This window comes from Pseudomonas sp. SORGH_AS_0211, from assembly GCF_031453455.1.
Lineage (GTDB): Bacteria > Pseudomonadota > Gammaproteobacteria > Pseudomonadales > Pseudomonadaceae > Chryseomonas > Chryseomonas aestiva.
Map to the genome: position 1 here is coordinate 3,766,358 of NZ_JAVIZV010000001.1, position 26,126 is coordinate 3,792,483.

Genomic DNA, 26,126 nt, shown 5'->3' on the forward strand with positions numbered 1-26,126 from the left:
GCCAAGGCGCGAATAGACCATGGCCGCCGAACACAGCGCGATCCGCCTGTTGCTGCTCGAAGCATCGCAGAACGAGGCGGAACGCCTGGTCAGCCTGTTCCGCAATGCCGGACGGGCGACGCGGGCCCAGCGCCTGGCCGACCCCGCGGGTCTCGACGAACTGCTGTCCCAGTCCTGGGACCTCGCCATCCTTGCCCCACCCTCGCCTGAGCTCGACAGCCTGGCCGCCCTGCGCCAGTTGCGTCGCCGCGTACCCCAGCTCGCCGTCATCCAGCGGGTGGCGCCGGACGATCCCGCGGCGGTGCTCGATGCCCTGCGCCTGGGCGCCCGCGACGGCATCGCCAGCGACAACGACGAGCACCTGCTGCTGGCCAGCCTGCGCGAACTCGGCAACCTGGCCGAGCGCCACGAACGCCGGCGCCTGGAACAGGCGCTGGCCGAGGCCGAGCAGCGCTGCCAGCTGCTGCTGGCCAACGCCGTGGACGCGGTCGCCTATGTCCACGACGGGCTGCATATCCATGTCAACTCGGCCTATGTGGAACTGCTGGGCTATCCCTCCGCGGAAGACCTGGAAATCACTCCGCTGATGGACCTCATCGCCGCCGCCGACCAGCCGGCGCTGCGCGAGGCCTTTCGCCAGTTGCGCGACGATCCCCGCCCCCTCGAACTGGACTGCCGGTGCGTCCGCCAGGACGGCAGCACCCTTGGCGTGCGCCTGCGCCTGACGCCGGCCATCTATCTCGACGAACCCTGCGTGCAGCTGCACCTGCGCGAGGAACGCGCGGCCCCGGCCGCCGAGGCCCTCGAGGAACAGCTGCGCGAGGTGCGCTTCCAGGACATCCTGACCGGTCTGCTCAATCGCAGCCGCATGCTCGAATTGCTCGAGGATGCCCTGGAACACGCCCGGCTCGGCGCGCCGGCCAGCTTCGCCTACCTGAGCATCGATCGCTATCCGACCCTGGTGGCCGAGCTGGGCATAGGCGCCATGGACGAACTGCTGGTGGTCCTGGCCGAGCGCCTGCGCGAACACTTCGGCACCCTGGTGACCCTGTCGCGCTTCGCCGACGACGCCTTCACCGCCCTCCTGCCGCAGGCGGCCGACGCCAGCCTGGACACTGCCTTCGAGCGCCTGCTCGGCCGCCAGGAGCGCCAGCCGCTGACCCTGGCCGGGCGCACCCTGGCCATCAGCTATTCCATCGGCGTGGTCAGCCTGGACAGCCATACCAAGAGCGCCGGCGACCTGGTGGACCGCGCGCACCGCTCCGCGCGCCAGGTCGCCCAGCGCGGCGGCAATGCCTGCAAACGCTACGACCCCCAGGAAGAGCTGGCCGCCGCCGCCAATCGCGGCAATCTGGTGGCCATGGTCAAGCAGGCCTTGCAGCAGAACGGCTTCCGCCTGCTGTTCCAGCCGGTGATCGGCCTGCGCGGCGGCAGCCACGAGTACTACGAGGCGCTGCTGCGCCTGATCAATCCGCAGGGTGAAGAGGTCTCACCGGCCGAATTCGCCCGCACCGCCCGCGACAGCGGCCTGAGCGGCCAGATCGATCGCTGGGTGATCCACCAGGCCATGCGCCAGCTCGGCGAGCACCGCGCCCGCGGTCATGGCACGCGCATCTTCGTGCATCTTTCGGGGGCGACCCTGGGCGATCTGGAGTTGTTGCCCTGGCTGCGGGAAACCCTGCAGGCGCAGCAGCTGGACGCCGAGGCGGTGATCTTCCAGCTCAGCGAAGAAGACCTGCTGGCCCAGCCGGAGCAGGCCCTGGCCATGGCGCAGCGACTACGTCGCCAGGGTCATCCGGTCACGCTGAGCGGTTTTGCCGCCGGCGATCCGCCGCTGGCGGCGCTGCGCCTGCTGGTACCGGATTACGTCAAGCTGTCGGGCAATCTGATCAAGGACCTGGCGCAACCGGACCAGCAGGAGCGCCTCAAGGCCCTGGTCGCCGAACTCAGCGCGCAGAACGTCCAGACCATCGCCCCCTTCGTCGAGAGCGCCAGCGTGCTGGCCCAGCTCTGGCAGGTCGGGGTGCACTTCATCCAGGGCTACTACCTGCAGGAGCCCAGCCAGGCGATGGACTACGAGTTCCAGGCCGAGTAGCGGCGATCCAGCCTGGGACAGCTTCATCGAGGCCATGGGCCGCTCCTGCGGATGCGCGAGGCAAACGCAGGAGCGGCCGCGAGGGCAGGCTCAGGCCCGGGTATGGCGATCTTCCACGCCGAGCAGATAGAGCACGCCATCCAGGCCCAGCACGCTCACCGACTGGCGAGCGGACTGGCGCACCAGCGGCTTGGCGCGAAAGGCCACGCCCAGACCGGCCAGGGCCAGCATCGGCAGGTCGTTGGCGCCATCGCCCACGGCGATGGTCTGCTCGAGCGTCAGGCCTTCGCGGCTAGCCAGTTCCTGCAGCAGATCGGCCTTGCGCTGGGCATCGACGATGGGCTCGACGGCACGACCGGTCAGCTTGCCGTCGACGATCTCCAGTTCGTTGGCATAGACATAGTCGATGCCCAGCCGCGCCTGCACCTGGTGGGCGAAGTAGGTGAAGCCGCCGGAAAGGATGGCGGTCTTGTAGCCCAGCCGCTTCAGCTCGGCGAACAGCCGCTCCGCCCCTTCGGTCAGGCGCAGCCCGGCACCGATGTCTTCCAGCACCTCCTCGGACAGGCCCTGCAGCAGCGCCATGCGCTCGCTGAAGCTGGCGCGGAAGTCGATCTCGCCGCGCATGGCGCGCTCGGTGATGGCCGCGACCCGCTCGCCGATACCGGCGGCCTTGGCCAGCTCGTCGATGACCTCGGCCTGGATCAGGGTGCTGTCCATGTCGAACACCGCCAGCCGGCGATGCTGACGCTGCAGCTCATCCGGCTGCCAGCCGATGTCGGCCTGGCCTTCCTGGGCCAGCGCCAGCAGGCCTGCGCGCAGCGCCTGGGGTTCGTGCGGCTCGCCGGTGACGCGCAGCTCCAGGGCGGCGCGCGCGGTCGCGCCCGGCTCGCTCAGGGGACGGATGGCGTGGATGTTCAGGCCCTGCTCGCGGCACAGCGCGGCCAGGCGGGTCAGCGGCAGATCGGCCAGGGTGCGACCCATCAGCGTCAGGACATGGGCTTCGGCGGTGTCCGGCGCGGGCTGCGCCAGGGGCGCCACCTGCAGACCCAGGGCCTGCAGCGCCTGACCCAGCGCCACGCCGGCACTCGTCGGACTGACCAGCAGGGTCACCGCGGCACTGTTGTCCAGACCCTGCTGCTGCAGCGATTCCAGCCGGGCACCGGCCGCGGCCAGGGCGCCGGTGAGAGCAGCCAGCCAGTCGGCGGGCAGGATGCCCACGGCCTGGAGTCCGATAACGTCTTGCATGGCGATCCCCTCGCGGAAAAGCGCGCAGTCTACCCTTTCGCCTCGGCGGTGCCGAGCCGTGGGCACCGGCTGGCGGAGTGAGTCCACCGCCGGCCTCTTTTGCGGGCGAAGCCCTGCATTCGCCGTTTTCGCACCCCTGGCGCGCTGGTTATACTGGCCGCACATTTTTTGTCCAAAGAAACGATTTCTGTGACCCGCCCCGCGACCGTCAAGCCCGATAATTTCTTCCTGCTGATCTACCGAGCCCTGCGCCAGCGTCGTGTGCCGGTGGCCTTGCGCATCGTTTCCCACAGCCTGCTGCTGGTGGCGGCTGCCCTGGTGATCTATGCCGGCATCATGAGCATGCAGTTCCGCCATGCCATGCAGCAGCAGGCCGACGCCGTCGGCCAGAGCCTGGTGACCCAGACGGCCAATTCCGCCGCCGAATTGCTGGTGGCCAACGACAATCTCAGCCTCAACGTGCTGCTGAGCAACCTGGCGCGCAATCCGCTGGTGGCCCATGCCGCGGTCTACAGCCCGGACAACCGGGTGCTGGCCGAGTCCGGCACGCGCCCGAGCCAGGGGCTGCTGACCGCCACCGATGGCATCTACAGCACGCCGATCCGCTTCCAGGACGTCACCGCCGGTCAGGTGCGCCTGGCGCTGGACATGGACCAGTTCCAGCAGCCGATGATGGTCAGCCTGCAGAACATGGGCCTGCTGGGCCTGATCCTGCTGGCGCTCACGCTGATTCTCAGCCTGCGGCTGGGTCGTCAGCTGTCGATTCCGCTGCTGGAACTGCGCGTCTGGCTACGCGATCCCGATGACCCCGCACCGGGCGCCGGCCGTCTCGACGAACTGGGCGACCTGGCCCGCCAGCTGCAAAGTCGCCTGGTCCCGCCCAAGCCGCCCAAGGCGGAAGTGGCCGAGGCCGAGGACGACGATCCCTTCGCCGACGAGCAGGGTGGCCTGAGCGTCAAGCCGCCCGCACGCAAGGCTGCCGCCGCCAGACCGGCCGCGCGCAAGGCGCCCGCCGCGGGTGCCGACAGCGAACTGGACGCCGATGCCTTCGCCGAGCTGGTACCTGAGTCCTTTACCGAACCGCCACCCACCCCGGCCCCGGCGGTGCCCACCGAGCCCGACATCGTCACCTCGGCGGTGCTGTCCATCCAGCTCGGCGCCCAGGACCAGCTCAGCCGGCTGCCACGCAGCCGCCTCGAACAGCTGCTGGAGCGCTATCGCGACTGCCTGCAGCAGGCCACCGAGCTCTACGACGGCGAACTCCACACCCTCAAGGATGGCGGCAGCCTGATCCTCTTCCACGAACGCAGCGACGACGACGACTACCTGACCCGCGCGCTCTGCTGCGGCGAGATCATGCGCGCCCTCGGTCATGCGCTGCAGGTGGAAGTGGTCGGCAGCGGTGCAACCCTGCAGCTGCAACTGGGTCTGACGCAGGGCGAACGCCTCGCCGGCCTGGAGCTTGCCCAATTGCTGGAAAACACCACCGTACGCAATGCCCAGGCGCTGAGTCGCCACAGTCGCAACCTGTTGCTGGTCGAGCAGAGCATCGCCGAGGACGAGCTGCTGCGTAAACGCGCCCGTATCCGCACCATCGCCAGCCCCGCCGGGGCCAGTTGCGTGGAACGTCTCCTGGAACCCTACTCCGCGACGCTGGAGCGTCACCTGGTCCGGCTCGAGGCGCGGTAACGCGCCCGCCGACCCCACCTATGAGCGCCCTCCTGCCCCGTCTCGCCCTTGCCGCGCTGTTGCTGGCGGCCTGCGCTGTCCAGGCGGCGCCCAATGCGAGCAGCGTGAGACTGCCCGATGGCGGGGTCTATACCGGCGAAATCGTCAGCGGCCTGCTCAATGGCAGCGGACGCATCGAGTGGCCCAATGGCAACTGGCTCAAGGGCCGCTTCAAGGACGGCCTGGCCGAGGGGCCCGGCGAGCAGCAATTCGCCGACGGCACCTACTACCAGGGCACCTTTCGCCGCGGTCTCTACCATGGCCAGGGCAACCTGATCAGCAGCAGCGGCTGGGAATACCACGGCAGCTTCGTCAACGGTCGCATGCAGGGCCAGGGCTCCAAGCTCGACAGCGACGGCACCCAGACCATCGGCACCTTCAACGACGGCCACCTCAACGGCGTCGGCCAGTGGCAGGAGCCGGGCGGCGATCGCTATGACGGCGAATTCGTCGACGACCAGTTCGAAGGCGCTGGCGTCTATCGCAGTGCCGGCGGTGATCTCTGGCGCGGGCGCTTCAGTGGCGGCGAGCTGACCGGCAACGGCGAATTCGTCGGCAGCGACAGCAGCCAGTATCGCGGTGCCTTTCGCAACTGGAAGTTCGACGGCCAGGGCGTGCTCACCAACAGCGACGGCAGCGTCTACCGCGGCAACTTCGCCGACGGCGTCTATGCCGGCATGGGCGTCCTGACGCGCGCCGACGGCCAGGTGGAACGGGGTCTCTGGGAGGGCGGCAAGCGCATCCGCGACGACCAGGGCCAGTACATCGCCGATCCCCTGGAACGCGCCCTGCTCGACCAGGGCAAGGTGCTCGACCAGGAATTGCAGCAGATCCCGGCGTCCACCCCCGCCACCGAACTCTATGGCCTGGTCCTGGCCGGTGACGGTGGCCAGGGCGTGTTCCAGCGCGAAGCCACCTATGTGGCCAACTTCCTGACCACCACCTGGGGTGCCCGCGACGTCGTCCATCTGATCAACGCCAAGGACATCCGCAGCGACCATCCGCTGGCCACCCGCGAGAATCTCTACCAGAGCCTGCAGGCGCTGGCCCAGCGCACCGGCCCGGAGGACCTGATCCTCATCTACCTGACCAGCCATGGCTCGGCCGACCATCAGCTGGTGCTCTCCCAGCCGGGCCTGGACCTCTCCAGCCTGCCGGCAGCGGAGCTCGGCCGCCTGCTCGCGCCCCTGCGCGGCCGCGACAAGCTGATCATCGTCTCCAGCTGCTACAGCGGCGGCTTCATCCCGCAACTGCAGGACGACCACACCCTGGTGATGACCGCTTCCAAGGCCGATCGCACCTCCTTCGGCTGCACCGACGAAGCCGACTTCACCTATTTCGGCCGCGCCCTGTTCGCCGAGGCCTTCCAGCACACCGACGATCCCGAGCAGGCCTTCCAGCGTGCCCGCGACACCGTGTCGGTACGCGAGAAGACCGAAGGCTTCGATCCGTCCGAGCCCCAGCTCTGGGCGCCGCCGGCCGTCCTGCAGAAGTGGCGTGCCTGGCGCGCGAGTCGCTGACTGCCCGCTTTGACCAGGGCTTTGACGAACAACCGGAACGTCTGAGGTCCAACCTGACATCAGCGGTCGCCGCTACAAGGAGAGCCCCGTGTACCTGACGCCTCAGCATGCCCTCATCGCCGGCGCCACTGGCCTGACCGGCGAACACCTGCTCGACCGCCTCCTCAACGAGCCGACGGTCCCCCGGGTGCTGGCGCCGACCCGCCGTCCGCTGGCGGAGCACGCCCGGCTGGACAATCCGGTGGGTGATCTCAACAGCCTGCTGCCTACCCTGGAAGGTCCGCTGGACGTGGCCTTCTGCTGCCTGGGCACCACCATGAAGCAGGCTGGCTCAGAAGCGGCCTTTCGTGCCGTGGATTACGGCCTGCCGCTGGCGGTCGGCCAGCGCGCCCTGGAACTGGGAGCCCGCCACTACATCGTGGTCAGCGCCATCGGCGCCGACTCCCAGTCCTCGATCTTCTACAACAAGGTCAAGGGCGAGCTGGAAGAAGCCCTGCGTGCCCAGGGCTGGACGCAACTGACCCTGGCGCGGCCGTCGCTGCTGATCGGCCAGCGCCAGGAAGAACGCCTCGGCGAGCGCCTGGCCGCCCCCCTGTCGCAGTGGTTGCCTGGCAAATGGCACGGCATCGAAGCCGCCGTCCTGGCCCGTGCGCTGTGGCGCCTGGCCCTGGAAGAAGGCAAGGGCGTGCGGGTGGTGGAATCCGACGAGCTGCGCAAGCTGGGACGTTGAGGGCTTGGCCGCTATCGACCGTAGGTTGGGCTGAGACGGCTCCATCGTCGAAGCCCAACATGCCGGTGCCGAGGCAAACACTGTTGGGCTTCGCCGCGCTCAACCCAACCTACGCCGGACTCCAGGAGCGGCCGCATCGGCAGAGCAATCTGGTCGCGATCAGACAGTGGCTCCTACGCCGGCTGCGCCAGCACCATCTGGTCGACTTCCTGCACCAGCCAGTCGTGCAGGGCGCGCAGGCGAGGATCGGCCAGGGCGCCCTGGGCATATAGCAGCATGTATCTCTTATGCGCCGGCACTGAGCGGCCGAAGGGCGGCACCACCAGCACGCCACGGGCCAGTTCGTCGGTGATCAGCGCGCGGCGGGCGATGGCGACGCCCATGCCGGCGATGGCCGCCTCGATGGTCAGGTGGTTGCGGTTGAAGGTGTGGCCGCGCCGCACATCCAGCGCCGGCGCGCCGATGCTGGCGAGATAGAACTCCCATTCGGCGTATTCGTAGCTGCCGCGCCAGGCGGTGATGTCGTGCAGCAACGGATAGAACTCTAGGTCCTCCGGCTGCTGCAGTGCTGGCCGTCCCTCCAGCAGACTGGGGGCGCAGACCGGAAAGATCTCCTCCTCCATCAGGGGCGTCGAGGCCAGTCCCGGATAGCTGCCGTCGTTGAGATCGATGGCGAGGTCGAATTCGCCCTCGCGCAGCGACCAGCTGCTGTCCTCGGCCACCAGCCGCAGCTGCAGATCGGGAAAGCGTGCCTGCAGCCGCGGCAGCCGCGGGGTCAGCCATTTGCCCAGGAACGAGGGAATCGACCTGAGCCGCACCACGCCGCCGAACTGTCCGGCATTGAGGCGGCGCAATTCGGCGTCGATCAGCCCATAGGCCTGGTTCAGGGTGGTCGCCAGGCGCTGGCCCTCGGCGGTCAGCTCCAGGCCACGGGCCACCCGGTGAAACAGCTTGAAGCCCAGGCGCTCCTCCAGCTGACGCATCTGCTGGCTGATGGCGCCAGGCGTCACATGCAGCTCTTCGGCGCAGCGCGTGAAGGAGAGATGGCGTGCGGCGCAGACGAACACCTGCAACCAGGCCTGGGTTTGGGCATTGAGGATCCGGCTCATCGATGAGTTCCGCTAAAGGATCGCTTAGAAGCTTTCGTTTGTGCGAGTTGGAGGCTTATCACCACTATGAGCCATCCGCCAGCACCTTGTCTGGCGACCATTCAAGCTCAATCAGGGATTACCGACATGGCCATCAGCGTCTTCGACCTGTTCAAAATCGGCGTGGGTCCGTCCAGCTCCCATACCGTGGGCCCGATGCGGGCCGGCGCCCTGTTCGCCCAGCGCCTGGTCGACGAAGGTCTGCTGGAGCAGGTCAAGCGGGTCGAGGTGCGCCTCTATGGCTCGCTGTCGGCCACCGGCGTCGGCCATGGCACCGACCGCGCCACCCTGATCGGCCTGATGGGCGAATGGCCGGATCGCGTCGATCCCGCTGCCGTGGAGCCGCGTATCGAAGCCCTGCGCAACGAGCGCCAGCTGCTGCTGGCCGGGCGCCAGGCGATCCACTTCGACTGGCAGGAAGACATGCTGCTGCTGGAAGAGAGCCTGCCCTATCACCCCAATGCCATGACCCTGACCGCCTTTGGCGCCACCGGCGAGGTGGCCGAGGCGACCTACTACTCCATCGGCGGTGGCTTCGTGGTGGACGCCGCCCAGGCCGCCAGCGGCGTGCTGGACAACGACACCACCGAACTGCCCTATGATTTCTCCAGCGGCGCCGAGCTGCTGCACCTGTGTCGCAGCCATGGCCTGGGCGTGGCCGAGCTGATGCTGGCCAACGAAAAGAGCTGGCGCTCCGAGGACGAGATCCGCAGCGGCCTGCTGCGCATCTGGAACGTGATGCGCGAATGCGTGCAGAACGGTCTCGCCAACGAGGGCATCCTGCCCGGCGGCCTCAAGGTGCGCCGGCGCGCCGCCCGCCTGCACCAGAGTCTGCAGGCCATCGGCAAGCCCAACGTCATCGGTTCCACCCTCTCCGCCATGGAATGGGTCAATCTCTTCGCCCTGGCGGTGAACGAGGAGAACGCCGCCGGCGGGCGCATGGTCACCGCCCCCACCAACGGCGCGGCCGGGATCATCCCGGCGGTGCTGATGTACTACATGAAATTCAATCCCGATGCCTGTGACGACGACGTGGTGCGCTTCATGCTGGCCGCTGCCGCGGTCGGCATCCTGTGCAAGAAGAACGCCTCCATCTCCGGCGCTGAGGTAGGCTGCCAGGGCGAGGTCGGCTCGGCTTGCGCCATGGCTGCAGCCGGTCTGGCCGAGGTGCTGGGCGCCAGTCCGGCGCAGCTGGAAAACGCCGCCGAGATCGGCCTGGAGCACAACCTGGGACTGACCTGCGATCCGGTCGGCGGCCTGGTGCAGGTGCCCTGCATCGAGCGCAACGCCATCGCCGCGGTCAAGGCGATCAATGCCGCCCAGATGGCCCTGCGCGGCGACGGCGAGCACTTCATCTCCCTCGACCAAGTGATCCGAACCATGAAGGAAACCGGCGCGGACATGCACAGCAAGTACAAGGAAACCTCGCGCGGCGGCCTGGCCGTGACCTTCGTGGAGTGTTGATAGACGCTTGATCGCTCCAGCGCGGCGTATATACTCACATGTATATACGTCTTGAGGAGCCGTCCATGGCCGAAGCCCGTGTGTTCAAGTCCGGTAACAGCCAGGCCTTGCGCCTGCCCAAGGAGTTTCGCTTCGAATCGGATCGGGTGGAAATCTTCCGCCGCGGCGACGAAATCGTCCTGCGGGAGCTGCGGCCAGATGCCGCCGATATCTTCGATACCCTGGCCGCGCTGTCACTGGCGACGCTGGAACGGGAAGATAGTCCACCCCAGGGGCGGGAAGAGCTCTAGTGGCTGCTCGCTACCTGCTCGACACCAACATCTGCATCTACATCGCCAAGCACAATCCGCCGCAGGTCCGCGAACGTTTTGCCCGGCACGGCCGCGATGAGCTGGCGATGTCCGCGATCACCTGGGGCGAGCTCTGTCATGGCGCGGCCAAGAGTCAGCAACCCAAGCGCACCCAGGCGATCCTGGAACAACTCCGGCAGCAGATCGCTGTACTTGAGCTGGATAGGGGTTGTGCCGAGCACTATGGCGCCATTCGCGCCGAGTTGGAGCGTCAGGGCAAGATCATCGGCAACAACGACCTGTGGATCGCCGCTCATGCCCGCGCCAGGGCACTGATCCTGGTCAGCAACAATCTGCGGGAATTCAGCCGGGTCGCTGATCTGGCTTGTGAGAACTGGACAGCAGCCGATTGAAACGGCAGGGTCGGCTCTGACCTAGACACCAGGAACGCCCATGAGCCTCGACTCCGTCCGCCAGCACCTCGCGCGCATCGCGCCTGACCTCGAGATCCTCGAGGCCACCACCAGTACCGCGACCGTCAGCCTGGCGGCGGCCGCCCATGGCGTGGAGCCGGGGCGGATCGCCAAGACCCTGGGACTCAAGGTCGGAGAGCAGCTGTTGCTGCTGGTGGCTCGCGGTGATGCACGCCTGGACAACCGCAAGCTCAAGGCCGCCTTCGGTGGCAAGGCCAAGCTGCTCGATGCCGCCACCGTGGAGGGCCTTACCGGGCATCCGGTGGGTGGCGTCTGTCCGTTCGGGCTGGCCACCCCGCTGCCGGTCTATTGCGATGAGTCGCTGAAAGCCTTCGACGAGGTGCTCCCGGCCGCGGGTGCCATCCACAGCTGCGTGCGCCTCACTCCGGAGCGGCTGGCCGCCCTCAGCGAGGCGCGCTGGGTGGATGTCTGCGCGCTGGGCGATCAGCGCAGCTGATCGTTCTTTTCCACGTCGCGCCGGTCCTTGTTCAGCACCACGCAGGCGTAGTAGCCGCCGCCGAGCAGGATGAGCGCGAGCAGGCTGAAGAGAATCATGAAGATACCATCGTCCATGGCTGCCTCCGAGGGATGCCAGAAAGGGATGGGTAAAGCTTAGGCCTCAAGACGCTCGCGTTACAGCAGCAGGTAGACACAGGAAAAACCGGATCAGATGGAGCCGTGCTCGCTATAGTGACGGTCTCCCCTGCCCTGGCTCTGCATGAAGCGCTACGAAAGATTCGCCGACCAGCTTGCCACCCTGATGACCCGCGGCGTCCTCGCCCCCGGCGAGCGGCTGCCGTCGGTGCGCAACGCCAGCCAGACCCACGGCATCAGCCCCTCCACGGTGTTCCAGGCCTATTATCTGCTGGAGAGTCGCGGCCTGATCGAGGCCCGCGAGCGATCCGGCTATTTCGTCCGCGAACCGGCCCGGGCGCGGGACGCGGCGCCCTTGCTGGCGCCCCTGGAAGGCACCGAGGTAGCGGTGAGCGACCTGGTCTATTCGGTGCTGCAGTCGCTGCAGGACCCGGACATCGTGCCCTTCGGCTCGGCCTTTCCCAGCCCCGATCTCTTTCCCCTGGCGCGCCTGGCCCGCAGCATGGCCCACGGCCTGCGCGACCTGCCCGCCCAGGACCTCACCGCCTACATCACCCCCGGCCATCCCGAACTGCGGCGGCAGATCGCCCGGCGCTACGGCCTGGCCGGCATGCCCGAGGTCGGCGAAGAACTGGTGATCACCCACGGCGCCCTGGAGGCCCTCAACCTGGGCCTGCAGAGTCTGACCCGCCCCGGTGATCTGGTGGCGGTGGAAAGCCCGGCCTTCTACGCCAGCCTGCAGGTGCTGGAGCGGCTGCAGCTCAAGGCGGTGGAGATTCCCGTCGATGCCGAGCGCGGCCTCAACCTGGATGCCCTCGAAGAGGCCCTGAACCGCCTGCCGATCAAGGCCTGCTGGTTCATGAGCGGCCTGCAGAATCCCACCGGGGTCAGTCTCGACGACCATGCCCAGCAGCGCCTCTATGGCCTGCTGCAACGCCATCGGGTGCCCCTGCTGGAAGACGACGTCTATGCCGAGCTCTACAGCGGCAGCGAACCGCACCGCCCGGTCAAGCGCTTCGACCGCGACGGCCTCGTGCTGCACTGCGGCTCCTTTTCCAAGTGCCTGGCGCCCGGCTATCGCATCGGCTGGATCGCCGCCGGCCGCCAGGCAGGTGCCGTCGCACGACTGCGACTGATGACCACCATCACCCCCTCGATGCCGGCCCAGGCCGCCCTGGCCGACTATCTGCAGCATGGCGGCTACGATCGCCACCTGCGTCGCCTGCGCCTGAGTCTCGACCGCCAGCGCCAGGCCATGCTGACCGCGGCGCGGCGCCATTTTCCCGCCGACACCCACGTCAGCCGGCCCCGGGGCGGCTACTTCCTCTGGTTCGAACTGCCCTCTCGCGTGGACAGCCTGGCGTTGTATCGCCAGGCGCTGGCCGAGGGCATCAGCCTGGCGCCAGGGCCGATCTTTTCCGCGCAGCAGGGCTTTCGAAACTGCATCAGACTCAACTGCGGTCATCCCTGGGACGCGCGCAGCGAGGCGGCCATGGCCAGGCTCGGCGAGTTGCTGAAGGCGTTCTAGAGCCCGCCCCGCACGCTGCCCCGCCCACCAATGGCGGCCGGCAGGGACAGCGGCAATAACAGGGTGTCGAGCAGGGCGCTGGCGGGCAGGTCCAGCACCGGCCAGGCCGGCGCCTCAGCGCCGAAGCGCTCCTGGGCGCAGCAGCCACCCTGCAGCGCATAGAGGTCCAGCCGGCTACCGGCATAGACCACCGGTGCGCCGGGCTTGGCGGCGTCCAGGGTGCGCGCCGTGGCGCAGCCACCGAGGACCAGCACGGTTACCAGCAGCAGACCAAGGCGCGCGACGGCCCTAGGTTCTATACGAAAACTGCCTGCGCTCGGTGATGCTGCGTTAAAAATCAGCTCGGAATGCTCATTTACCATTCGTAAACTCGAGCGCGAGCCCGGTCCGCTTCCTCGCTGATTTTTGCCTTGCCTGACCTTCGTTCGGCGACTTTTCGTACAGAACCTAATCATCGTTGCCGGACAGGTGATGTTCGCCCCAGCGCGGCAGCATGTCCTGGGGGATGCCTAGGGTGTTGAGGATGCGCGCCACCACGAAGTCCACCAGGTCGTCGAGGGTCTGCGGCTGGTGATAGAAGCCCGGCGAGGCCGGCAGGATGGTCACGCCCAGGTTGGACAGCTTGAGCATGTTCTCCAGGTGGATGCTGGAGAACGGTGACTCGCGCGGCACCAGCACCAGCTGCCGGCGTTCCTTGAGGGCCACGTCGGCGGCGCGCTCGATGAGGTTGTTGCTGGCCCCGGTGGCGATGGCCGAGAGGGTGCCGGTGGAACAGGGGCAGACCACCATGGCCGCCGGGGCGCTGGAGCCGGACGCCGGCGGCGCCATCCAGTCGCTCTGGCCGAACACCCGCACCTGGCCCGGCGCCGCGCCGGTGTATTCGGTGAGAAAGGCCTGCATGGCCTGGGGCTTGGGCGGCAGCACCACGTCGGTCTCGGTGGCCATCACCAGTTGCGCGGCCTTGGAGATGAGGAAGTGCACCTCGCGCTCCTCCTGCACCAGGCAGTCCAGCAGGCGCAGGCCGTACTGGGAGCCGGAGGCGCCGGTCAGTGCCAGGGTGATGCGTTCCGGGCCGGCCATCATGCCTGCTCCAGGGCCGCGGCCAGCTTGCCGTGCAGGCCGCCGAAACCGCCGTTGCTCATGATCACCACGTGGGTGGGGCCGTCCAGCTCGGCCTGGACCCGGGCGATGATCGCCTCCAGGGAGTCGCAGACCACCGCCGGTACGGCGCAGGCCGCGGCCGTCCCGGCCAGGTCCCAGCCCAGATTCGGCGGGGCGTACCAGATGACGCTGTCGGCGCCGGTGACGCTGGCCGGCAGGCCGTCACGGTGGGCGCCCAGCTTCATGGAATTGGAGCGCGGCTCGATGACGGCGATGATCCGCTGGCTGCCGACCCGGGCACGCAGCCCCTGCAGGGTGGTGGCGATGGCGGTGGGATGATGGGCGAAGTCGTCGTAGACGGTCACGCCACGCACCTCGGCGACCTTCTCCATGCGCCGCTTCACGCTGCGGAACTCACTCAGGGCGGCGACGCCCATACCGGGCACCACGCCGACATGACGAGCCGCCGCCAGGGTGGCCAGGGCATTGGCCACGTTGTGCTGGCCGGTCAGTTCCCAGTTCACCGTGCCCTGTACCTCGCCGTCGAACAGCACCTCGAAGCGCGAGCCGTCCTCGGCCAGCAGGCGGGCCTGCCACTGCCCCCCCTCGCCGGTGGTCTGTACCGGGGTCCAGCAGCCCATCTGCAGCACCCGCACCAGCGCCGTTTCGGCAGTGGGGTGGATGATCAGGCCGCTGCTGGGGATGGTCCGCACCAGATGGTGGAACTGCCGCTCGATGGCTGACAGATCCGGGAAGATGTCCGCGTGATCGTATTCCAGGTTGTTGAGGATGGTGGTCCGCGGCCGGTAGTGGACGAACTTGGATCTCTTGTCGAAGAAGGCGCTGTCGTATTCGTCGGCTTCCACCACGAAGAAGGGCGTGCCGCCCAGGCGCGCCGAGATGCCGAAATTCTGCGGCACCCCGCCGATGAGAAAGCCCGGACTCATGCCGGCGTGCTCCAGCACCCAGGCCAGCATGCTGGTGGTGGTGGTCTTGCCGTGGGTCCCGGCGACCGCCAGCACCCAGCGGCCCTGCAGCACGTGCTCGGCCAGCCACTGGGGACCGGAGACATAGGGCAGCCCCTGGTCCAGCACGTATTCCACCGCCGGATTGCCACGCGACAGGGCGTTGCCGATCACCACCAGGTCCGGCGCCGGATCGAGCTGGGCCGGATCGTAGCCCTGGGTCAGCTCGATGCCCTGGGTCTCCAGCTGGGTGCTCATGGGCGGATAGACGTTGGCGTCGGAGCCGGTCACGCGATGGCCGGCTTCCTTGGCCAGTACCGCGAGCGACCCCATGAAGGTGCCGCAGATACCGAGGATGTGGATGTGCATGACAGGCGGGCTCCGCTGCAGATTGAACGGCGGCAAGGTTAGCACGGGGGGCCGCGCCGCCGGAGCGATGGCCGTCGCGGATACCCGGCGCTGCGCCTGCCCCGGCCGGCAGGATTTCGACTAGAGTGCGCAAGGCATCCCTGGCTTTCCGGATGCCCATAGCCGTAGGTCCGTTCGCCTTGATAACAAGCACAAGAGGTCGACCATGCTGAAACACCTGCTGATCACCGCTGCAACCCTCTCCTTCGCCAGCCTGGCCCTGGCCGCCGCCCCGACCAAGGTCGCCGACACCGCCCTGGGCAAGGTGCTCGTCGACGGTAAGGGCATGACGCTCTACACCTTCGCCAAGGACAGCGCGGGCAAGTCCGCCTGCAACGGTCCCTGCGCCCAGAACTGGCCACCGCTGACAGCCGAAGCGGGCGCCAAGGCCGCCGATGGCTACAGCCTGGTCACGCGCGACGACGGCAGCCAGCAATGGGCCTACCAGGGCAAGCCGCTCTACACCTGGGTCAAGGACAGCAAGCCGGGCGATACCAGCGGTGATGGCGTCAATCAGGTCTGGCACGTGGCCAAGCCCTGATGCCCGGGCGCTGCCTGGCAAGCAAGGGCAGCGCCTTATCTATCAAATGGTTTAATATTTCATAATCATTCATTTTTAATGATAAGCGCACAGGCTTAGCCTGAAGGCCTTCCCTTCAGGAGCCCTGCCATGCCGCTTTTCGCCGCTGTCCCCGAGCAGGCACTCAGACCCTTCAGCCAGCTCGACCGCCCACTGGAGGTCATCCGCCAGTTCACCCCCAACTGGTTCGCCGTGACCATGGGCACCGGTGTGCTGGCGCTCGCCCTGGCGGCCTTTCCCTGGCGGTTTCCTGGATTGCATGTCCTCGCCGAGAGCCTCTGGCTGCTCGATGTACTGCTGTTCTGTCTGTTCGGCGGCCTCTATGCCGCGCGCTGGTTGCTGTTCTTCGACCAGGCCCGCGAAATCTTCGCCCACGCCACCGTCTCGATGTTCATCGGCACCATCCCCATGGGCCTGGCCACGCTGATCAACGGCCTGTTGCTGTTCGGCCTGCCGCGCTGGGGCGCGGCGGTGCTGCCCCTGGCGCTCGGCCTCTGGTGGCTGGATGCGGCCATGGCGCTGGCGTGCGGAGTGCTGATCCCCTATCTGATGTTCACCCGCCAGGCGCATCGCATCGACCAGATGACCGCCGTCTGGCTGTTGCCGGTGGTGGCCGCGGAGGTGGCGGCGGCCAGTGGTGGCCTGCTGGTACCGCACCTGGCGGCCGGCGAGCAATTCACGATAATCGTCGCCAGCTATGTGCTCTGGGCCTATTCGGTGCCGGTCGCCCTCAGCCTGCTGGTGATCCTGCTGTTGCGTCTGGCGTTGCACAAACTGCCGCCGGCCAGCATGGCGGCATCGAGCTGGCTGGCGCTGGGTCCGATCGCCACCGGCGCACTGGGGCTACTGGTGCTAGGCCGCGCTGCGCCCGCGGTGTTCGACGCCCATGGCCTGGTCGGCATTGGCGAGATCGTCCAGGGCCTGGGCCTGCTGGGCGCGGTGCTGCTCTGGGGCCTGGGACTCTGGTGGCTGGCGCTGGCGGTGCTGGTGACCCAGCGCCAGGCCCGGGAGGGCATGCCCTTCAACCTGGGCTGGTGGGGCTTCACCTTTCCCCTGGGTGTCTATGCCCTGGCCACCCTGCGCCTGGGCGAGGCCCTGGCCGCACCCTTCTTCACCGGCCTGGGCGCCGTGCTGGTGCTGCTGCTGGCCCTGCTATGGCTCCTAGTCGCCAGCCGCACCCTGGCGGGCGCCTACCAGGGCAGTCTGTTCGTCTCGCCCTGCATCGCCCACCTGGGCAAAAAGGCGCGTTAGAGCCTTTTCAAAGGCTCGCGAGCTAGAGACAAACAAGGCCTAGGTGGCCCCGCGAAAATAGCTGAGGAAGCGGATCGGACTCGCGCTCGAGTTTACAAAGAGCAACTGAGCATTCCGACGGGGCTGGCCTTCCAGGCCATTTTCAACGCCGTTTGGCCGACGCGCAGCAGACGTTGAACAGGCTCTTAGTCCTGGGGACGCTGCAGGCCGTGCTGGTGCAGCCAGCGATAGAGGGTGTTGCGACTCACCCCCAGGCGCTTGGCGGCGCGGGTCATCTGCCAGTGGCAGTCGTCCAGCACCGCACGCAGCTCCTCGCGGGCGCTGTCGACCGGCGCCGCGCTGGCGTGCAGGGGCAGCCGGGCGCCACGGCAATCGGCAGGTAGCTCGTCCAGGCCGATATGACCGTCTTCGCTCAGGGCCACCAGGGTGCGCAACACGGTACGCAGCTGACGGACGTTGCCGGGCCAGGGTTGGGCGAGCAGGCAGGCACGGGCGGCCGGATCGAGACGGATCGACTCCCCGCGGGCCTCCTCGGCCAGCAGCAGATCGAGCAGTTCGCCGCGATCACTGCGCTCACGCAGCGCCGGCAGGGTCACTACCAGACCGCGCAGGCGATAATAGAGGTCTTCGCGAAAGCCGCCAGCGGCCACCAGGGCCTCCAGATCGCGGTGACTGGCGCTGACCAGGCGCAGGTCCAGGGCACGCGGTGCGCCACCGCCGAGAGGGACCACCTGGCGCTCTTCCAGCACCCGTAGTAGTCGGGTCTGCAGGGCCAGCGGCATGTCGCCGATCTCGTCGAGAAAGAGGATGCCGCCATCGGCCTGCTGCAACTTGCCGGCCATGCCCTCCTTGCGCGCCCCGGTGAAACTGCCGCCGCGATAGCCGAACAGCTCGCTCTCGATCAGGGTTTCCGGGATGGCCGCGCAATTGAGGGCGACGAACGCCTGGCCGGCGCGACTGCTGGCGCGGTGCAGGGCGCTGGCGAAGGCTTCCTTGCCGGTGCCGGTCTCGCCGTGCAGCAGCACCGGCACGTCGCGCTCCAGCACCTTGAGCGCCCGGGTGAAATCCCGCGCCAGGGCCGGATCGGCCAGGCAGATGCCGCTGGGCAGGGGCGCCTTGGGCACTGCCACCGGGGTGACCGGCCGCACCTGAGGGCCGCGCACCAGGCCATGGAAGCCCTGGCCCTGGCGACCACGCAGTGCCCAGCAGGCGCTGGGTTGCGGGCGGGCGCGCTCCAGCAGGTCGTCCTGCCGCAACTCGAACAGGCTTTCCATCCGCTGCCCAAGCACCGCACTGCGCGCCAGCCCCAGCAGCATCAGGGCGGTCTCGTTGGCGGCATTGATCCGCCCCTCGTCATCAAAGGCCAGCAGGCCCTCGCTGAGCAGGCCGACATAGGCCGCCTGGGCATGGAAGCGCAGCAGATAGCCGTCGGCGTAGCGATCGAGGAAATAGCAGCTCTCGATCAGCTTGGCGGAGAGATTGACCAGCGCCATGGTGTGGAACTGGCCCTGGCGCGAGGCTTCCTGGCGAGCGGTGGAAACATCCAGCACCGCCAGCAGCTCGCCAGCCGGATCGAAGACCGGACTGGCCGAGCAGGTCAGCTGGGTATGGCGACTGCGAAAGTGTTCGTCGCGGTGGATGGTCAGCGCCTGGCGCTCCACGACGCAGGTGCCGATGCCGTTGGTGCCCTCGCAGGCCTCGCTCCAGTCGGCGCCCAGCCAGAGCCCGGCCTGCTGGAAGGTCTCGCGCTCGGCCTCGGCGGTGACACAATCGAGGATCAGCCCGCGGGCATCGGTGAGCAGCACGGCATGGCCGGCGCCGCCCAGTTGCTGGTGCAGGGAATTCATCTGGCCGCGGGCAATCTGCAAGACCCGCTGCTGGCGCTGGCGGTGCTCGTCGAAGCGGGCGCGCTCCAGCACCCAGGGCGCTACCGGAGCGGCCGGGTCCAGCTGGTGCTCGTCGAGACAGCGCCGCCAGGAGCGGGCGATCGCCGGATCGCTGGCCGGACCGTCGAGGACGGCGCCGCGGGCGAGTTCGAGCACCTGGCTGGCATGACGATCGGACGGGATGGCGGCCATTGTTGTTGTCCTCCGCGAGGCGTCTGCGCGGCCCCCAGCATAGGCCAAATCGGGCGGACTGGGCACTCTGTCACCCCCAGGTGACAGGCTGTCACGCCAAGGGGTGACACCTCTGTCACAGTGGCAGGTGGCGGCTTTCCCCGGAAAAGACTGCAAGGCCGCAACCATGCGGGTTCGCCCGACTTGGCCCGCGCCTTGCTCAGGATCGGAGCGCCGCTCTTCCTACAAGAACAAACAGGAGACCCACCATGCGCTACGCAGCTCCCGGCACCCAAGATGCCCTGCTGACCCTGCAGGCCCGCTACGGCAACTACATCGGCGGCGAATTCGTCGCCCCGGTGAAAGGCCAGTACTTCACCAACACCTCCCCGGTGAACGGCTCGGTGATCGGTGAATTTCCCCGCTCCGACGCCGCCGACATCGAGCGCGCCCTGGACGCCGCCCATGCCGCCGCCGATGCCTGGGGCCGCACCTCGGTGCAGGACCGCTCGCTGATCCTGCTCAAGATCGCCGACCGCATCGAACAGAATCTGGAAAAACTGGCCGTCGCCGAAACCTGGGACAACGGCAAGGCGGTGCGCGAGACGCTCAACGCCGACGTGCCCCTGGCTGCCGACCACTTCCGCTACTTCGCCGGCTGCATCCGCGCCCAGGAAGGCAGCGCCGCCGAGATCAACGACAACACCGCCAGCTACCATTTCCACGAGCCGCTGGGCGTGGTCGGCCAGATCATCCCCTGGAACTTCCCGCTGCTGATGGCCGCCTGGAAGCTGGCCCCGGCGCTGGCCGCCGGTAATTGCGTGGTGCTCAAGCCCGCCGAGCAGACCCCACTGTCCATCACCCTGTTCGTCGAGATGGTCGGTGACCTGCTGCCGCCCGGCGTGCTCAACGTGGTGCAGGGCTATGGCAAGGAGGCCGGCGAGGCCCTGGCCACCAGCACCCGCATCGCCAAGATCGCCTTCACCGGCTCCACCCCGGTGGGTTCGCACATCCTTTCCTGCGCGGCCAAGAACATCATCCCCAGCACCGTGGAGCTGGGCGGCAAGTCGCCCAACATCTACTTCGAAGACATCATGCAGGCCGAGCCGAGCTTCATCGAAAAGGCTGCCGAAGGTCTCGTCCTGGGCTTCTTCAACCAGGGCGAGGTCTGTACCTGCCCCTCGCGCGCCCTGGTGCAGGAATCCATCTACGCCCCCTTCATGGAAGCGGTGATGAAGAAGATCGCCCAGATCAAGCGTGGCGATCCGCTGGACACCGACACCATGGTCGGCGCCCAGGCCTCCCAGCAGCAATTCGAGAAGATCGTCTCCTACCTGGAGATCGCCCGCGAGGAAGGCGCCGAATTCCTCACCGGCGGCAACGTCGAGAAGTTGCAGGGTGACCTGGCCAGCGGCTATTACATCCAGCCGACCCTGCTCAAGGGCCACAACAAGATGCGCGTCTTCCAGGAAGAGATCTTCGGCCCGGTAATCGGCGTCACCACCTTCAAGGACGAAGCCGAGGCCCTGGCCATCGCCAACGACACCGAGTTCGGCCTCGGCGCCGGCGTCTGGACCCGCGACATCAACCGCGCCTACCGCATGGGCCGCGGCATCAAGGCCGGTCGCGTCTGGACCAACTGCTACCACCTCTATCCCGCTCACGCCGCCTTCGGTGGCTACAAGAAATCCGGCGTCGGCCGGGAAACCCACAAGATGATGCTCGACCACTACCAGCAGACCAAGAATCTGCTGGTCAGCTACGACATCAATCCGCTGGGCTTCTTCTAGGAGCGACCGGCAGACCCCGGGGTACGGCCGCCACTGACTGTGCCCCGGAGCCAACGCCGCTCCGCGAAGACGACGCCTGGATCGCGCGCCTCAGCAGGACGTCGGGGCGCGCCTCCCGCCTGACCTGGATCAACACCCCTTCCCCGTGGGTGGCCGACGCTAGACGCAACGGCCGCCCGTGGTGGACAGGTGCGTCCCGGCGCAGGCCCCGTCTGGCTTCATCCACGCATCATGCCTCCATGAGGGACTCGTCATGCCCAAAACAATGAAAGCCGCTGTCGTCACCGCCTTTGGCAAACCCCTGGAATTCCGCGAAGTCGAGGTGCCGACCCCGGGTGCCGGTCAGGTGCTGGTCAAGATCGCCGCCAGCGGCGTCTGCCACACCGACCTGCACGCCGCCCAGGGCGATTGGCCGGTCAAGCCCAATCCGCCCTTCATCCCCGGCCACGAAGGCGTCGGCCATGTGGTGGCAGTAGGCGCGGGGGTCACCCATGTCAAGGAAGGCGACCGGGTCGGGGTGCCCTGGCTGTATTCCACCTGCGGCCACTGCGAACACTGCCTGGGCGGCTGGGAGACCCTCTGCGAATCCCAGCAGAACACCGGCTACTCGGTGAACGGCGGCTTCGCCGAATACACCCTGGCCGATGCCGGCTACGTCGGCCGCCTGCCGGACAACGTCGGCCTCGTCGAGATCGCGCCCATCCTCTGCGCCGGGGTCACCGTCTACAAGGGCCTGAAGATGACCGATACCAAGCCGGGCAACTGGGTGGTGATTTCCGGCATCGGCGGGCTTGGCCACATGGCGGTGCAGTACGCCCGGGCCATGGGCCTCAACGTGGCGGCGGTGGACGTGGATGACAAGAAGCTCGACCTCGCCCGCCGGCTGGGCGCCGAGGTCACGGTCAACGCCCGCGAGCAGGATCCGGCGGCCTACCTCAAGAAGGAGATCGGCGGCGCTCACGGCGCCCTGGTCACGGCGGTCTCGCCCAAGGCCTTCGAACAGGCCATCGGCATGACCCGCCGCGGCGGCACCATCGCCCTCAATGGCCTGCCGCCGGGCGATTTCCCGCTGTCGATCTTCGACATGGTGCTCAACGGCACCACGGTGCGCGGCTCCATCGTCGGCACCCGCCTGGACCTGCAGGAGGCGCTGGACTTTGCCGGCGAGGGCAAGGTCAAGGCCACGGTGAGCGCCGAACCGCTGGAGAATATCAACGACATCTTCGCCCGCATGCACGGCGGCGGCATCGAGGGTCGGGTGGTGATCGACATGGCGCTGAGCTGAGAACCGGCTCGCCACTCCCGCGCCCATCCGGGCGCGGGACTGAACCTTTGCCCTACCCTGACCTCTGAGCGGCTGGCGTTTTTTCCCGGCGCCGATCTCGACCAGGCCACAAAACCCGGTCCCGGCTGCCTTTATAATCGCCGCCGGACCCTCGCAACCACGGTAGGCACGCCCCATGGAATTCAACCCGATCGATCTGATCCTGCACCTCGACGTCTATCTCAGCGGGTTGGTCGCCCAGTACGGCACCTGGATCTACGCCATTCTCTTCGCCGTGATCTTCTGCGAGACGGGCCTGGTGGTCATGCCCTTCCTGCCCGGCGACTCCCTGCTGTTCATCGCCGGCGCGCTCTCCGCCCTCGGCGACATGGACCCCTATCTGCTGGCCGGACTGCTGATGTTCGCCGCGGTGGCGGGCGACAGCACCAACTACCTGATCGGTCGCTTCGCCGGCGACAAGCTGTTCAGCAATCCCCATTCCAAGGTGTTCCGCCGCGACTATCTGCTGCGCACCCAGGCCTTCTACGAGCACCACGGCGGCAAGACCATCACCCTGGCGCGCTTCCTGCCCATCATCCGTACCTTCGCCCCCTTCGTGGCCGGCGTCGGCCGCATGCACTATCCCTACTTCCTGGCGTACAGCGTGCTCGGCTCGCTGCTCTGGGTCGGCGGTCTGGTGAGCCTGGGCTACTTCTTCGGCAACGTGCCCTTCATCAAGCAGAATCTCACCCTGATGGTGCTGGCCATCATCGGCATCTCCCTGCTGCCGATGATCCTCGGCCTGATCAAGAGCCGACGCGCCGCGGTCCAGAGCGGAATCTGAGTCCTTGGGTTTCTGGCGCGCCTGGCGCGAGCGGCGCCTGCTTGCGCGGGTCGCCATCGCCGACGAGCTCTGGGCGCGCCTGCGTCAGCGCCTGCCGATCCTCGATGGCCTGACCGTCGCGGAAGACGCCTGGCTGCGCGAGCACTGCGTGCTGTTTCTCGCCGAGAAGCGCCTTACCCTGCTCCAGGGCCTGGAACTGGACGACGGCGACCGCCTCTTGCTGGCCGCCCAAGCCCTGCTGCCGCTGCTGCACCTGCCGGAAGCGGCGCTCTACCCCAACGTCCGCGAGATCGTCGTCTACCCGGACGCCTTCGTCAGTCCCCAGCGCCATCGCGACGAGGGCGGCCTGGAGCACGAATGGGACGAGGAGCGCGACGGCGAAGCCTGGGATCGCGGCCAGGTGGTGCTGGCCTGGCCCGGCATCCAGGCCAGTGGCGGCTGGGAGGCCTACAACCTGGTCATCCACGAATTCGCCCACCTCCTCGACCTGCTCGCCGGCGGCCTGTGCAACGGTCAGCCACCACTGCACCCAGGCATGCCCCAGGCGGCCTGGACCAGCGCCCTGCAAGGCGCCTATGACGACCTCAACCGCCAGCTCGACGCCGATCCGGACGCCGAGACCTCGCTCGACCCCTATGCGGCGGAAAGCCCCGAGGAATTCTTCGCGGTCGCCTGCGAGTATTTCTTCAGCGCGCCCGACCTGCTCGGCGAACACTATCCGGCGGTCTACGGACAGCTGCAGCAGCTGTTCCGCCAGGATCCGCGCCAGCGCCTCGCCGTCAGCCTGGCGAGCGTGCAGCAGCCGACACCCCCGGGGTCCGAGGCTCGAACCCCGATCTGAAAGCGCCTATACTCCCGGCCACTTTTCCCAACCGACCAGAGGGACCCGTTCATGAGCTACAGCAAGATTCCCGCCGGCAAAGACCTGCCGAACGACATCTACGTCGCCATCGAGATTCCGGCCAACCATGCGCCGATCAAGTACGAGATCGACAAGGACAGCGACGCCCTCTTCGTCGACCGCTTCATGGCCACCCCCATGTTCTACCCGGCCAACTACGGCTACATCCCCAACACCCTGGCCGACGATGGCGATCCCCTGGACGTGCTGGTCGTGACCCCCTACCCGGTCGCCCCTGGCGCCGTGATCCGCGCCCGTCCGGTCGGCGTGCTGCACATGACCGACGAAGCCGGTGGTGACGCCAAGCTGATCGCCGTCCCCCACGACAAGCTGAGCGTCCTCTACAAGGACGTGAAGGAATACACCGACCTGCCGGCCCTGCTGCTGGAGCAGATCAAGCACTTCTTCGAGAACTACAAGGATCTGGAGAAGGGCAAGTGGGTCAAGGTCGAAGGCTGGGGCGACGCCGACGCCGCCCGCGCCGAGATCACCAAGGCCGTGGCCGCCTACAAGGGCTGATCCACGCTCCTTTCGAAAAGCCCGGCTCGCCGGGCTTTTCTGTTTCCGGACGTCACACCGGCCATCCCGGGCTTCCTATCCGGCGGCAAAGCGACTACCCTGCACGCCTCGTCGCCATCCGCGACCCTGCGCCGATCAGCCATCTGCCGATCGCCGCCGGAGGCCCCAGGCCTCTTTCTCATCTGCCCGGCAAGGGCAACCCGGGCGGGCCGGGCTCACCAAAAATCAGCTCAACCCGCCCTCTAAAGCCGGCCACAAGCCGGCTTTTTTGCGCCTGCCGTTCGAGTAGCGCACACCAGGCGCAGCGGAGCGACGACCGGTACGGATGCAGGCCGCCCAGGCAGAGCCTTTCGCCCATGTCAGCTCCCCGGGTCAGGTCGCCAGGCAAACTCACGAGAAACTCAGACCCGTTACTCAGGGTCGACCGGGGATAGGTCCGTCCCGAGTCGCCATCATGTCCCGCCGCCTGCGTCTGCCGCTTTACCTCCTCATCGGCCTGGTCGTCCTGCTGCTGTGCCTGCACCTGGCCGCGCCGCTGCTGATCCGCCATTACCTCAACGACAAGCTGGCGGACATGGGCGACTATCGTGGCCAGGTCACCGACGTGGACCTGGCCTGGTGGCGCGGCGCCTATCGCATCGAGGGGCTGGAGATCGTCAAGGTCAACGGCAAGGTGCCGGTACCCTTTCTCAAGGCGCCCAGCATCGACATCGCGGTGAGCTGGCGTTCGCTGTGGCGGGACCATGCCATCGTCGGGCGCCTCCTCTTCGATCGTCCCGAACTCAACTTCGTCGACGGCGGGACGCGCAAGGAACAGTCGCAGACCGGTGCTGGCACCGACTGGCAGGACCAGGTCGACAAGCTGATCTCCATCACCCTCGACGAGGTACGGGTGGTCAATGGGCGGGTGACCTTTCGCAACTTCAATTCCAAGCCCCAGGTGAATCTGGCGGCCACCGACGTCAACGCCAGCCTCTACAACCTGACCAACGCCGCCGACGCCCAGGGCAAACGCATCGCCCACTTCGAAGGCAAGGCCGCCGTGCTCGGCAGCGCGCCGCTGGAAGCCAGCGCTCGTTTCGATCCCTTCAAGGACTTCACCGACTTCGACTTCCGCCTGAGGGTCACCGACATCGACCTGCCCAAGCTCAACGACTTCGCCCGCGCCTATGGCAAGTTCGATTTCCGCACCGGCAGCGGCGACGTGGTGGTGGAAGCCAAGGCGGTGGATGGCCGGCTCAGCGGCTACGTCAAACCCCTGATGAAGAACGTCGACATCTTCGACTGGCAGCAGGACGTCGAGAATCGCAACAAGAACGCCCTGGAAAGCGCCTGGGAAGCCGTGGTCGGCACCGCCCAGACGCTGCTCAAGAACCAGCCCCGCGATCAGTTCGCCACCCGGGTAGATCTCTCCGGCAGCGTGAAGGATCAGAACATCAGCCCGCTGCAGGCCTTCTTCAATATCCTGCGCAACGCCTTCGTGCGGGCCTTCAGCGCCCGCTACGACGCGGATTGAGGTCCAGCGTCTTGTGTCCGGGCTTCGTAGCGTGGAAAACCGCGCAGCGTTTTCCACTGATAGGCCCCAGTGCCAATCGCGGCCATGGGCCGCTCCTACAGGCTCAGGTATGACC

At 67.5% G+C, this 26,126-nt stretch carries 24 protein-coding genes; 17 read left to right on the top strand and 7 right to left on the bottom strand.

Annotated elements, in window-relative coordinates:
• Window positions 1–19 precede the first annotated feature (19 nt).
• Window positions 20–2,095 carry an EAL domain-containing protein gene (locus QE393_RS17420; RefSeq protein WP_310044846.1) on the top strand — a complete coding sequence of 692 codons (2,076 nt, stop codon included), beginning with the start codon at window positions 20–22 and terminating at the stop codon, window positions 2,093–2,095.
• Between the two features lie 90 nt (window positions 2,096–2,185).
• Here QE393_RS17420 and serB read toward each other — a convergent pair whose 3' ends face one another.
• A complete protein-coding gene (gene serB / locus QE393_RS17425; RefSeq protein WP_310044847.1) occupies window positions 2,186–3,340 on the bottom strand; it encodes a phosphoserine phosphatase SerB in 1,155 nt (384 codons plus the stop codon).
• 189 nt (window positions 3,341–3,529) lie between these two features.
• Here serB and QE393_RS17430 point away from each other — a divergent pair, with 189 nt between their 5' ends.
• The 3 genes from QE393_RS17430 (at window position 3,530) to QE393_RS17440 (ending at window position 7,318) form a co-directional block, all read left to right on the top strand.
• Complete coding sequence (locus QE393_RS17430; RefSeq protein ID WP_273808202.1) at window positions 3,530–5,029, top strand: AhpA/YtjB family protein; 1,500 nt, start codon at window positions 3,530–3,532, stop codon at window positions 5,027–5,029.
• Window positions 5,030–5,049: 20 nt separating this feature from the next.
• Window positions 5,050–6,588, top strand: coding sequence for a C13 family peptidase (locus QE393_RS17435; RefSeq protein WP_310044850.1), 1,539 nt, complete (start codon window positions 5,050–5,052; stop codon window positions 6,586–6,588).
• 88 nt (window positions 6,589–6,676) lie between these two features.
• A complete protein-coding gene (locus QE393_RS17440) occupies window positions 6,677–7,318 on the top strand; it encodes an oxidoreductase (RefSeq protein WP_007161182.1) in 642 nt (213 codons plus the stop codon).
• Between the two features lie 173 nt (window positions 7,319–7,491).
• Here QE393_RS17440 and QE393_RS17445 read toward each other — a convergent pair whose 3' ends face one another.
• A complete protein-coding gene (locus QE393_RS17445) occupies window positions 7,492–8,427 on the bottom strand; it encodes a LysR substrate-binding domain-containing protein (RefSeq protein ID WP_273808204.1) in 936 nt (311 codons plus the stop codon).
• Between the two features lie 126 nt (window positions 8,428–8,553).
• On the opposite strand from QE393_RS17445, the gene QE393_RS17450 reads away from it, so the two are divergent.
• The 4 genes from QE393_RS17450 to QE393_RS17465 all read left to right on the top strand — a co-directional run bounded on the left by QE393_RS17450 (window position 8,554) and on the right by QE393_RS17465 (window position 11,150).
• Window positions 8,554–9,930: an L-serine ammonia-lyase gene (locus QE393_RS17450; RefSeq protein WP_273808205.1), complete on the top strand. Its 1,377-nt coding sequence runs from the start codon at window positions 8,554–8,556 to the stop codon at window positions 9,928–9,930.
• Window positions 9,931–9,995: 65 nt separating this feature from the next.
• Window positions 9,996–10,220, top strand: a complete 225-nt coding sequence (locus tag QE393_RS17455; protein ID WP_273808206.1) for an antitoxin — start codon at window positions 9,996–9,998, stop codon at window positions 10,218–10,220.
• Window positions 10,220–10,633 carry a type II toxin-antitoxin system VapC family toxin gene (locus QE393_RS17460; RefSeq protein WP_310044852.1) on the top strand — a complete coding sequence of 138 codons (414 nt, stop codon included), beginning with the start codon at window positions 10,220–10,222 and terminating at the stop codon, window positions 10,631–10,633. The genes QE393_RS17455 and QE393_RS17460 overlap by 1 nt, the downstream gene beginning before the upstream one ends.
• Before the next feature lie 40 nt (window positions 10,634–10,673).
• Window positions 10,674–11,150, top strand: coding sequence for a YbaK/EbsC family protein (locus QE393_RS17465; protein ID WP_273808208.1), 477 nt, complete (start codon window positions 10,674–10,676; stop codon window positions 11,148–11,150).
• Here QE393_RS17465 and QE393_RS17470 read toward each other — a convergent pair.
• Complete coding sequence (locus QE393_RS17470; RefSeq protein ID WP_007161186.1) at window positions 11,138–11,266, bottom strand: hypothetical protein; 129 nt, start codon at window positions 11,264–11,266, stop codon at window positions 11,138–11,140. The two genes, QE393_RS17465 and QE393_RS17470, sit on opposite strands and share 13 nt — an antisense overlap.
• A gap of 145 nt (window positions 11,267–11,411) precedes the next feature.
• On the opposite strand from QE393_RS17470, the gene QE393_RS17475 reads away from it, so the two are divergent.
• Window positions 11,412–12,815 (top strand): PLP-dependent aminotransferase family protein, encoded by a 1,404-nt coding sequence (locus QE393_RS17475; protein WP_273808209.1) that lies wholly within the window; start codon window positions 11,412–11,414, stop codon window positions 12,813–12,815.
• Here QE393_RS17475 and QE393_RS17480 read toward each other — a convergent pair.
• The 3 genes from QE393_RS17480 to mpl form a co-directional block, all read right to left on the bottom strand.
• Window positions 12,812–13,084, bottom strand: a complete 273-nt coding sequence (locus QE393_RS17480) for a YceK/YidQ family lipoprotein (protein WP_310045647.1) — start codon at window positions 13,082–13,084, stop codon at window positions 12,812–12,814. The two genes, QE393_RS17475 and QE393_RS17480, sit on opposite strands and share 4 nt — an antisense overlap.
• 178 nt (window positions 13,085–13,262) lie before the next feature.
• Window positions 13,263–13,895, bottom strand: a complete 633-nt coding sequence (gene ubiX, locus QE393_RS17485; protein ID WP_026084064.1) for a flavin prenyltransferase UbiX — start codon at window positions 13,893–13,895, stop codon at window positions 13,263–13,265.
• On the bottom strand, window positions 13,895–15,250 hold the full coding sequence (mpl, locus tag QE393_RS17490) for a UDP-N-acetylmuramate:L-alanyl-gamma-D-glutamyl-meso-diaminopimelate ligase (protein ID WP_310044854.1): 1,356 nt from the start codon (window positions 15,248–15,250) through the stop codon (window positions 13,895–13,897). The genes ubiX and mpl overlap by 1 nt, the downstream gene beginning before the upstream one ends.
• 205 nt (window positions 15,251–15,455) lie before the next feature.
• Here mpl and QE393_RS17495 point away from each other — a divergent pair, with 205 nt between their 5' ends.
• Together QE393_RS17495 and QE393_RS17500 are read left to right on the top strand one after the other, a co-directional pair.
• Complete coding sequence (locus QE393_RS17495; RefSeq protein WP_208695053.1) at window positions 15,456–15,830, top strand: hypothetical protein; 375 nt, start codon at window positions 15,456–15,458, stop codon at window positions 15,828–15,830.
• A 129-nt stretch (window positions 15,831–15,959) separates the two neighbouring features.
• On the top strand, window positions 15,960–17,120 hold the full coding sequence (locus tag QE393_RS17500) for a TDT family transporter (protein ID WP_310044857.1): 1,161 nt from the start codon (window positions 15,960–15,962) through the stop codon (window positions 17,118–17,120).
• A gap of 185 nt (window positions 17,121–17,305) precedes the next feature.
• Here QE393_RS17500 and QE393_RS17505 read toward each other — a convergent pair whose 3' ends face one another.
• A complete protein-coding gene (locus tag QE393_RS17505; protein WP_310044858.1) occupies window positions 17,306–19,198 on the bottom strand; it encodes a sigma-54-dependent Fis family transcriptional regulator in 1,893 nt (630 codons plus the stop codon).
• Window positions 19,199–19,446: 248 nt separating this feature from the next.
• Here QE393_RS17505 and QE393_RS17510 point away from each other — a divergent pair, with 248 nt between their 5' ends.
• The 6 genes from QE393_RS17510 to QE393_RS17535 all read left to right on the top strand — a co-directional run bounded on the left by QE393_RS17510 (window position 19,447) and on the right by QE393_RS17535 (window position 26,011).
• Window positions 19,447–20,967, top strand: a complete 1,521-nt coding sequence (locus tag QE393_RS17510) for an aldehyde dehydrogenase family protein (RefSeq protein WP_133862354.1) — start codon at window positions 19,447–19,449, stop codon at window positions 20,965–20,967.
• A 253-nt stretch (window positions 20,968–21,220) separates the two neighbouring features.
• Window positions 21,221–22,252: an alcohol dehydrogenase AdhP gene (gene adhP, locus QE393_RS17515; RefSeq protein ID WP_273808214.1), complete on the top strand. Its 1,032-nt coding sequence runs from the start codon at window positions 21,221–21,223 to the stop codon at window positions 22,250–22,252.
• Window positions 22,253–22,427: 175 nt separating this feature from the next.
• Window positions 22,428–23,075 (top strand): DedA family protein, encoded by a 648-nt coding sequence (locus QE393_RS17520; RefSeq protein ID WP_273808215.1) that lies wholly within the window; start codon window positions 22,428–22,430, stop codon window positions 23,073–23,075.
• Between the two features lie 4 nt (window positions 23,076–23,079).
• Window positions 23,080–23,916 carry a zinc-dependent peptidase gene (locus tag QE393_RS17525; protein WP_310044861.1) on the top strand — a complete coding sequence of 279 codons (837 nt, stop codon included), beginning with the start codon at window positions 23,080–23,082 and terminating at the stop codon, window positions 23,914–23,916.
• 51 nt (window positions 23,917–23,967) lie between these two features.
• Window positions 23,968–24,495 carry an inorganic diphosphatase gene (gene ppa / locus QE393_RS17530; protein WP_007161198.1) on the top strand — a complete coding sequence of 176 codons (528 nt, stop codon included), beginning with the start codon at window positions 23,968–23,970 and terminating at the stop codon, window positions 24,493–24,495.
• A gap of 454 nt (window positions 24,496–24,949) precedes the next feature.
• A complete protein-coding gene (locus QE393_RS17535; RefSeq protein ID WP_310044863.1) occupies window positions 24,950–26,011 on the top strand; it encodes a DUF748 domain-containing protein in 1,062 nt (353 codons plus the stop codon).
• Window positions 26,012–26,126 lie beyond the last annotated feature (115 nt).

What these genes read in the sequence shown, in the direction of transcription:
- QE393_RS17455 (WP_273808206.1), top strand. Translation starts at nt 9,996, where the DNA reads ATGGCCGAAGCCCGTGTGTTCAAGTCCGGTAACAGCCAGGCCTTGCGC.
- QE393_RS17445 (WP_273808204.1), bottom strand. Translation starts at nt 8,427, where the DNA reads ATGAGCCGGATCCTCAATGCCCAAACCCAGGCCTGGTTGCAGGTGTTC.
- QE393_RS17475 (WP_273808209.1), top strand. Translation starts at nt 11,412, where the DNA reads ATGAAGCGCTACGAAAGATTCGCCGACCAGCTTGCCACCCTGATGACC.
- QE393_RS17465 (WP_273808208.1), top strand. Translation starts at nt 10,674, where the DNA reads ATGAGCCTCGACTCCGTCCGCCAGCACCTCGCGCGCATCGCGCCTGAC.
- QE393_RS17435 (WP_310044850.1), top strand. Translation starts at nt 5,050, where the DNA reads ATGAGCGCCCTCCTGCCCCGTCTCGCCCTTGCCGCGCTGTTGCTGGCG.
- ubiX (WP_026084064.1), bottom strand. Translation starts at nt 13,895, where the DNA reads ATGGCCGGCCCGGAACGCATCACCCTGGCACTGACCGGCGCCTCCGGC.
- QE393_RS17520 (WP_273808215.1), top strand. Translation starts at nt 22,428, where the DNA reads ATGGAATTCAACCCGATCGATCTGATCCTGCACCTCGACGTCTATCTC.
- QE393_RS17420 (WP_310044846.1), top strand. Translation starts at nt 20, where the DNA reads ATGGCCGCCGAACACAGCGCGATCCGCCTGTTGCTGCTCGAAGCATCG.
- adhP (WP_273808214.1), top strand. Translation starts at nt 21,221, where the DNA reads ATGCCCAAAACAATGAAAGCCGCTGTCGTCACCGCCTTTGGCAAACCC.
- QE393_RS17510 (WP_133862354.1), top strand. Translation starts at nt 19,447, where the DNA reads ATGCGCTACGCAGCTCCCGGCACCCAAGATGCCCTGCTGACCCTGCAG.
- QE393_RS17495 (WP_208695053.1), top strand. Translation starts at nt 15,456, where the DNA reads ATGCTGAAACACCTGCTGATCACCGCTGCAACCCTCTCCTTCGCCAGC.
- QE393_RS17505 (WP_310044858.1), bottom strand. Translation starts at nt 19,198, where the DNA reads ATGGCCGCCATCCCGTCCGATCGTCATGCCAGCCAGGTGCTCGAACTC.
- QE393_RS17500 (WP_310044857.1), top strand. Translation starts at nt 15,960, where the DNA reads ATGCCGCTTTTCGCCGCTGTCCCCGAGCAGGCACTCAGACCCTTCAGC.
- QE393_RS17535 (WP_310044863.1), top strand. Translation starts at nt 24,950, where the DNA reads ATGTCCCGCCGCCTGCGTCTGCCGCTTTACCTCCTCATCGGCCTGGTC.
- serB (WP_310044847.1), bottom strand. Translation starts at nt 3,340, where the DNA reads ATGCAAGACGTTATCGGACTCCAGGCCGTGGGCATCCTGCCCGCCGAC.
- mpl (WP_310044854.1), bottom strand. Translation starts at nt 15,250, where the DNA reads ATGCACATCCACATCCTCGGTATCTGCGGCACCTTCATGGGGTCGCTC.
- QE393_RS17450 (WP_273808205.1), top strand. Translation starts at nt 8,554, where the DNA reads ATGGCCATCAGCGTCTTCGACCTGTTCAAAATCGGCGTGGGTCCGTCC.
- QE393_RS17470 (WP_007161186.1), bottom strand. Translation starts at nt 11,266, where the DNA reads ATGGACGATGGTATCTTCATGATTCTCTTCAGCCTGCTCGCGCTCATC.
- ppa (WP_007161198.1), top strand. Translation starts at nt 23,968, where the DNA reads ATGAGCTACAGCAAGATTCCCGCCGGCAAAGACCTGCCGAACGACATC.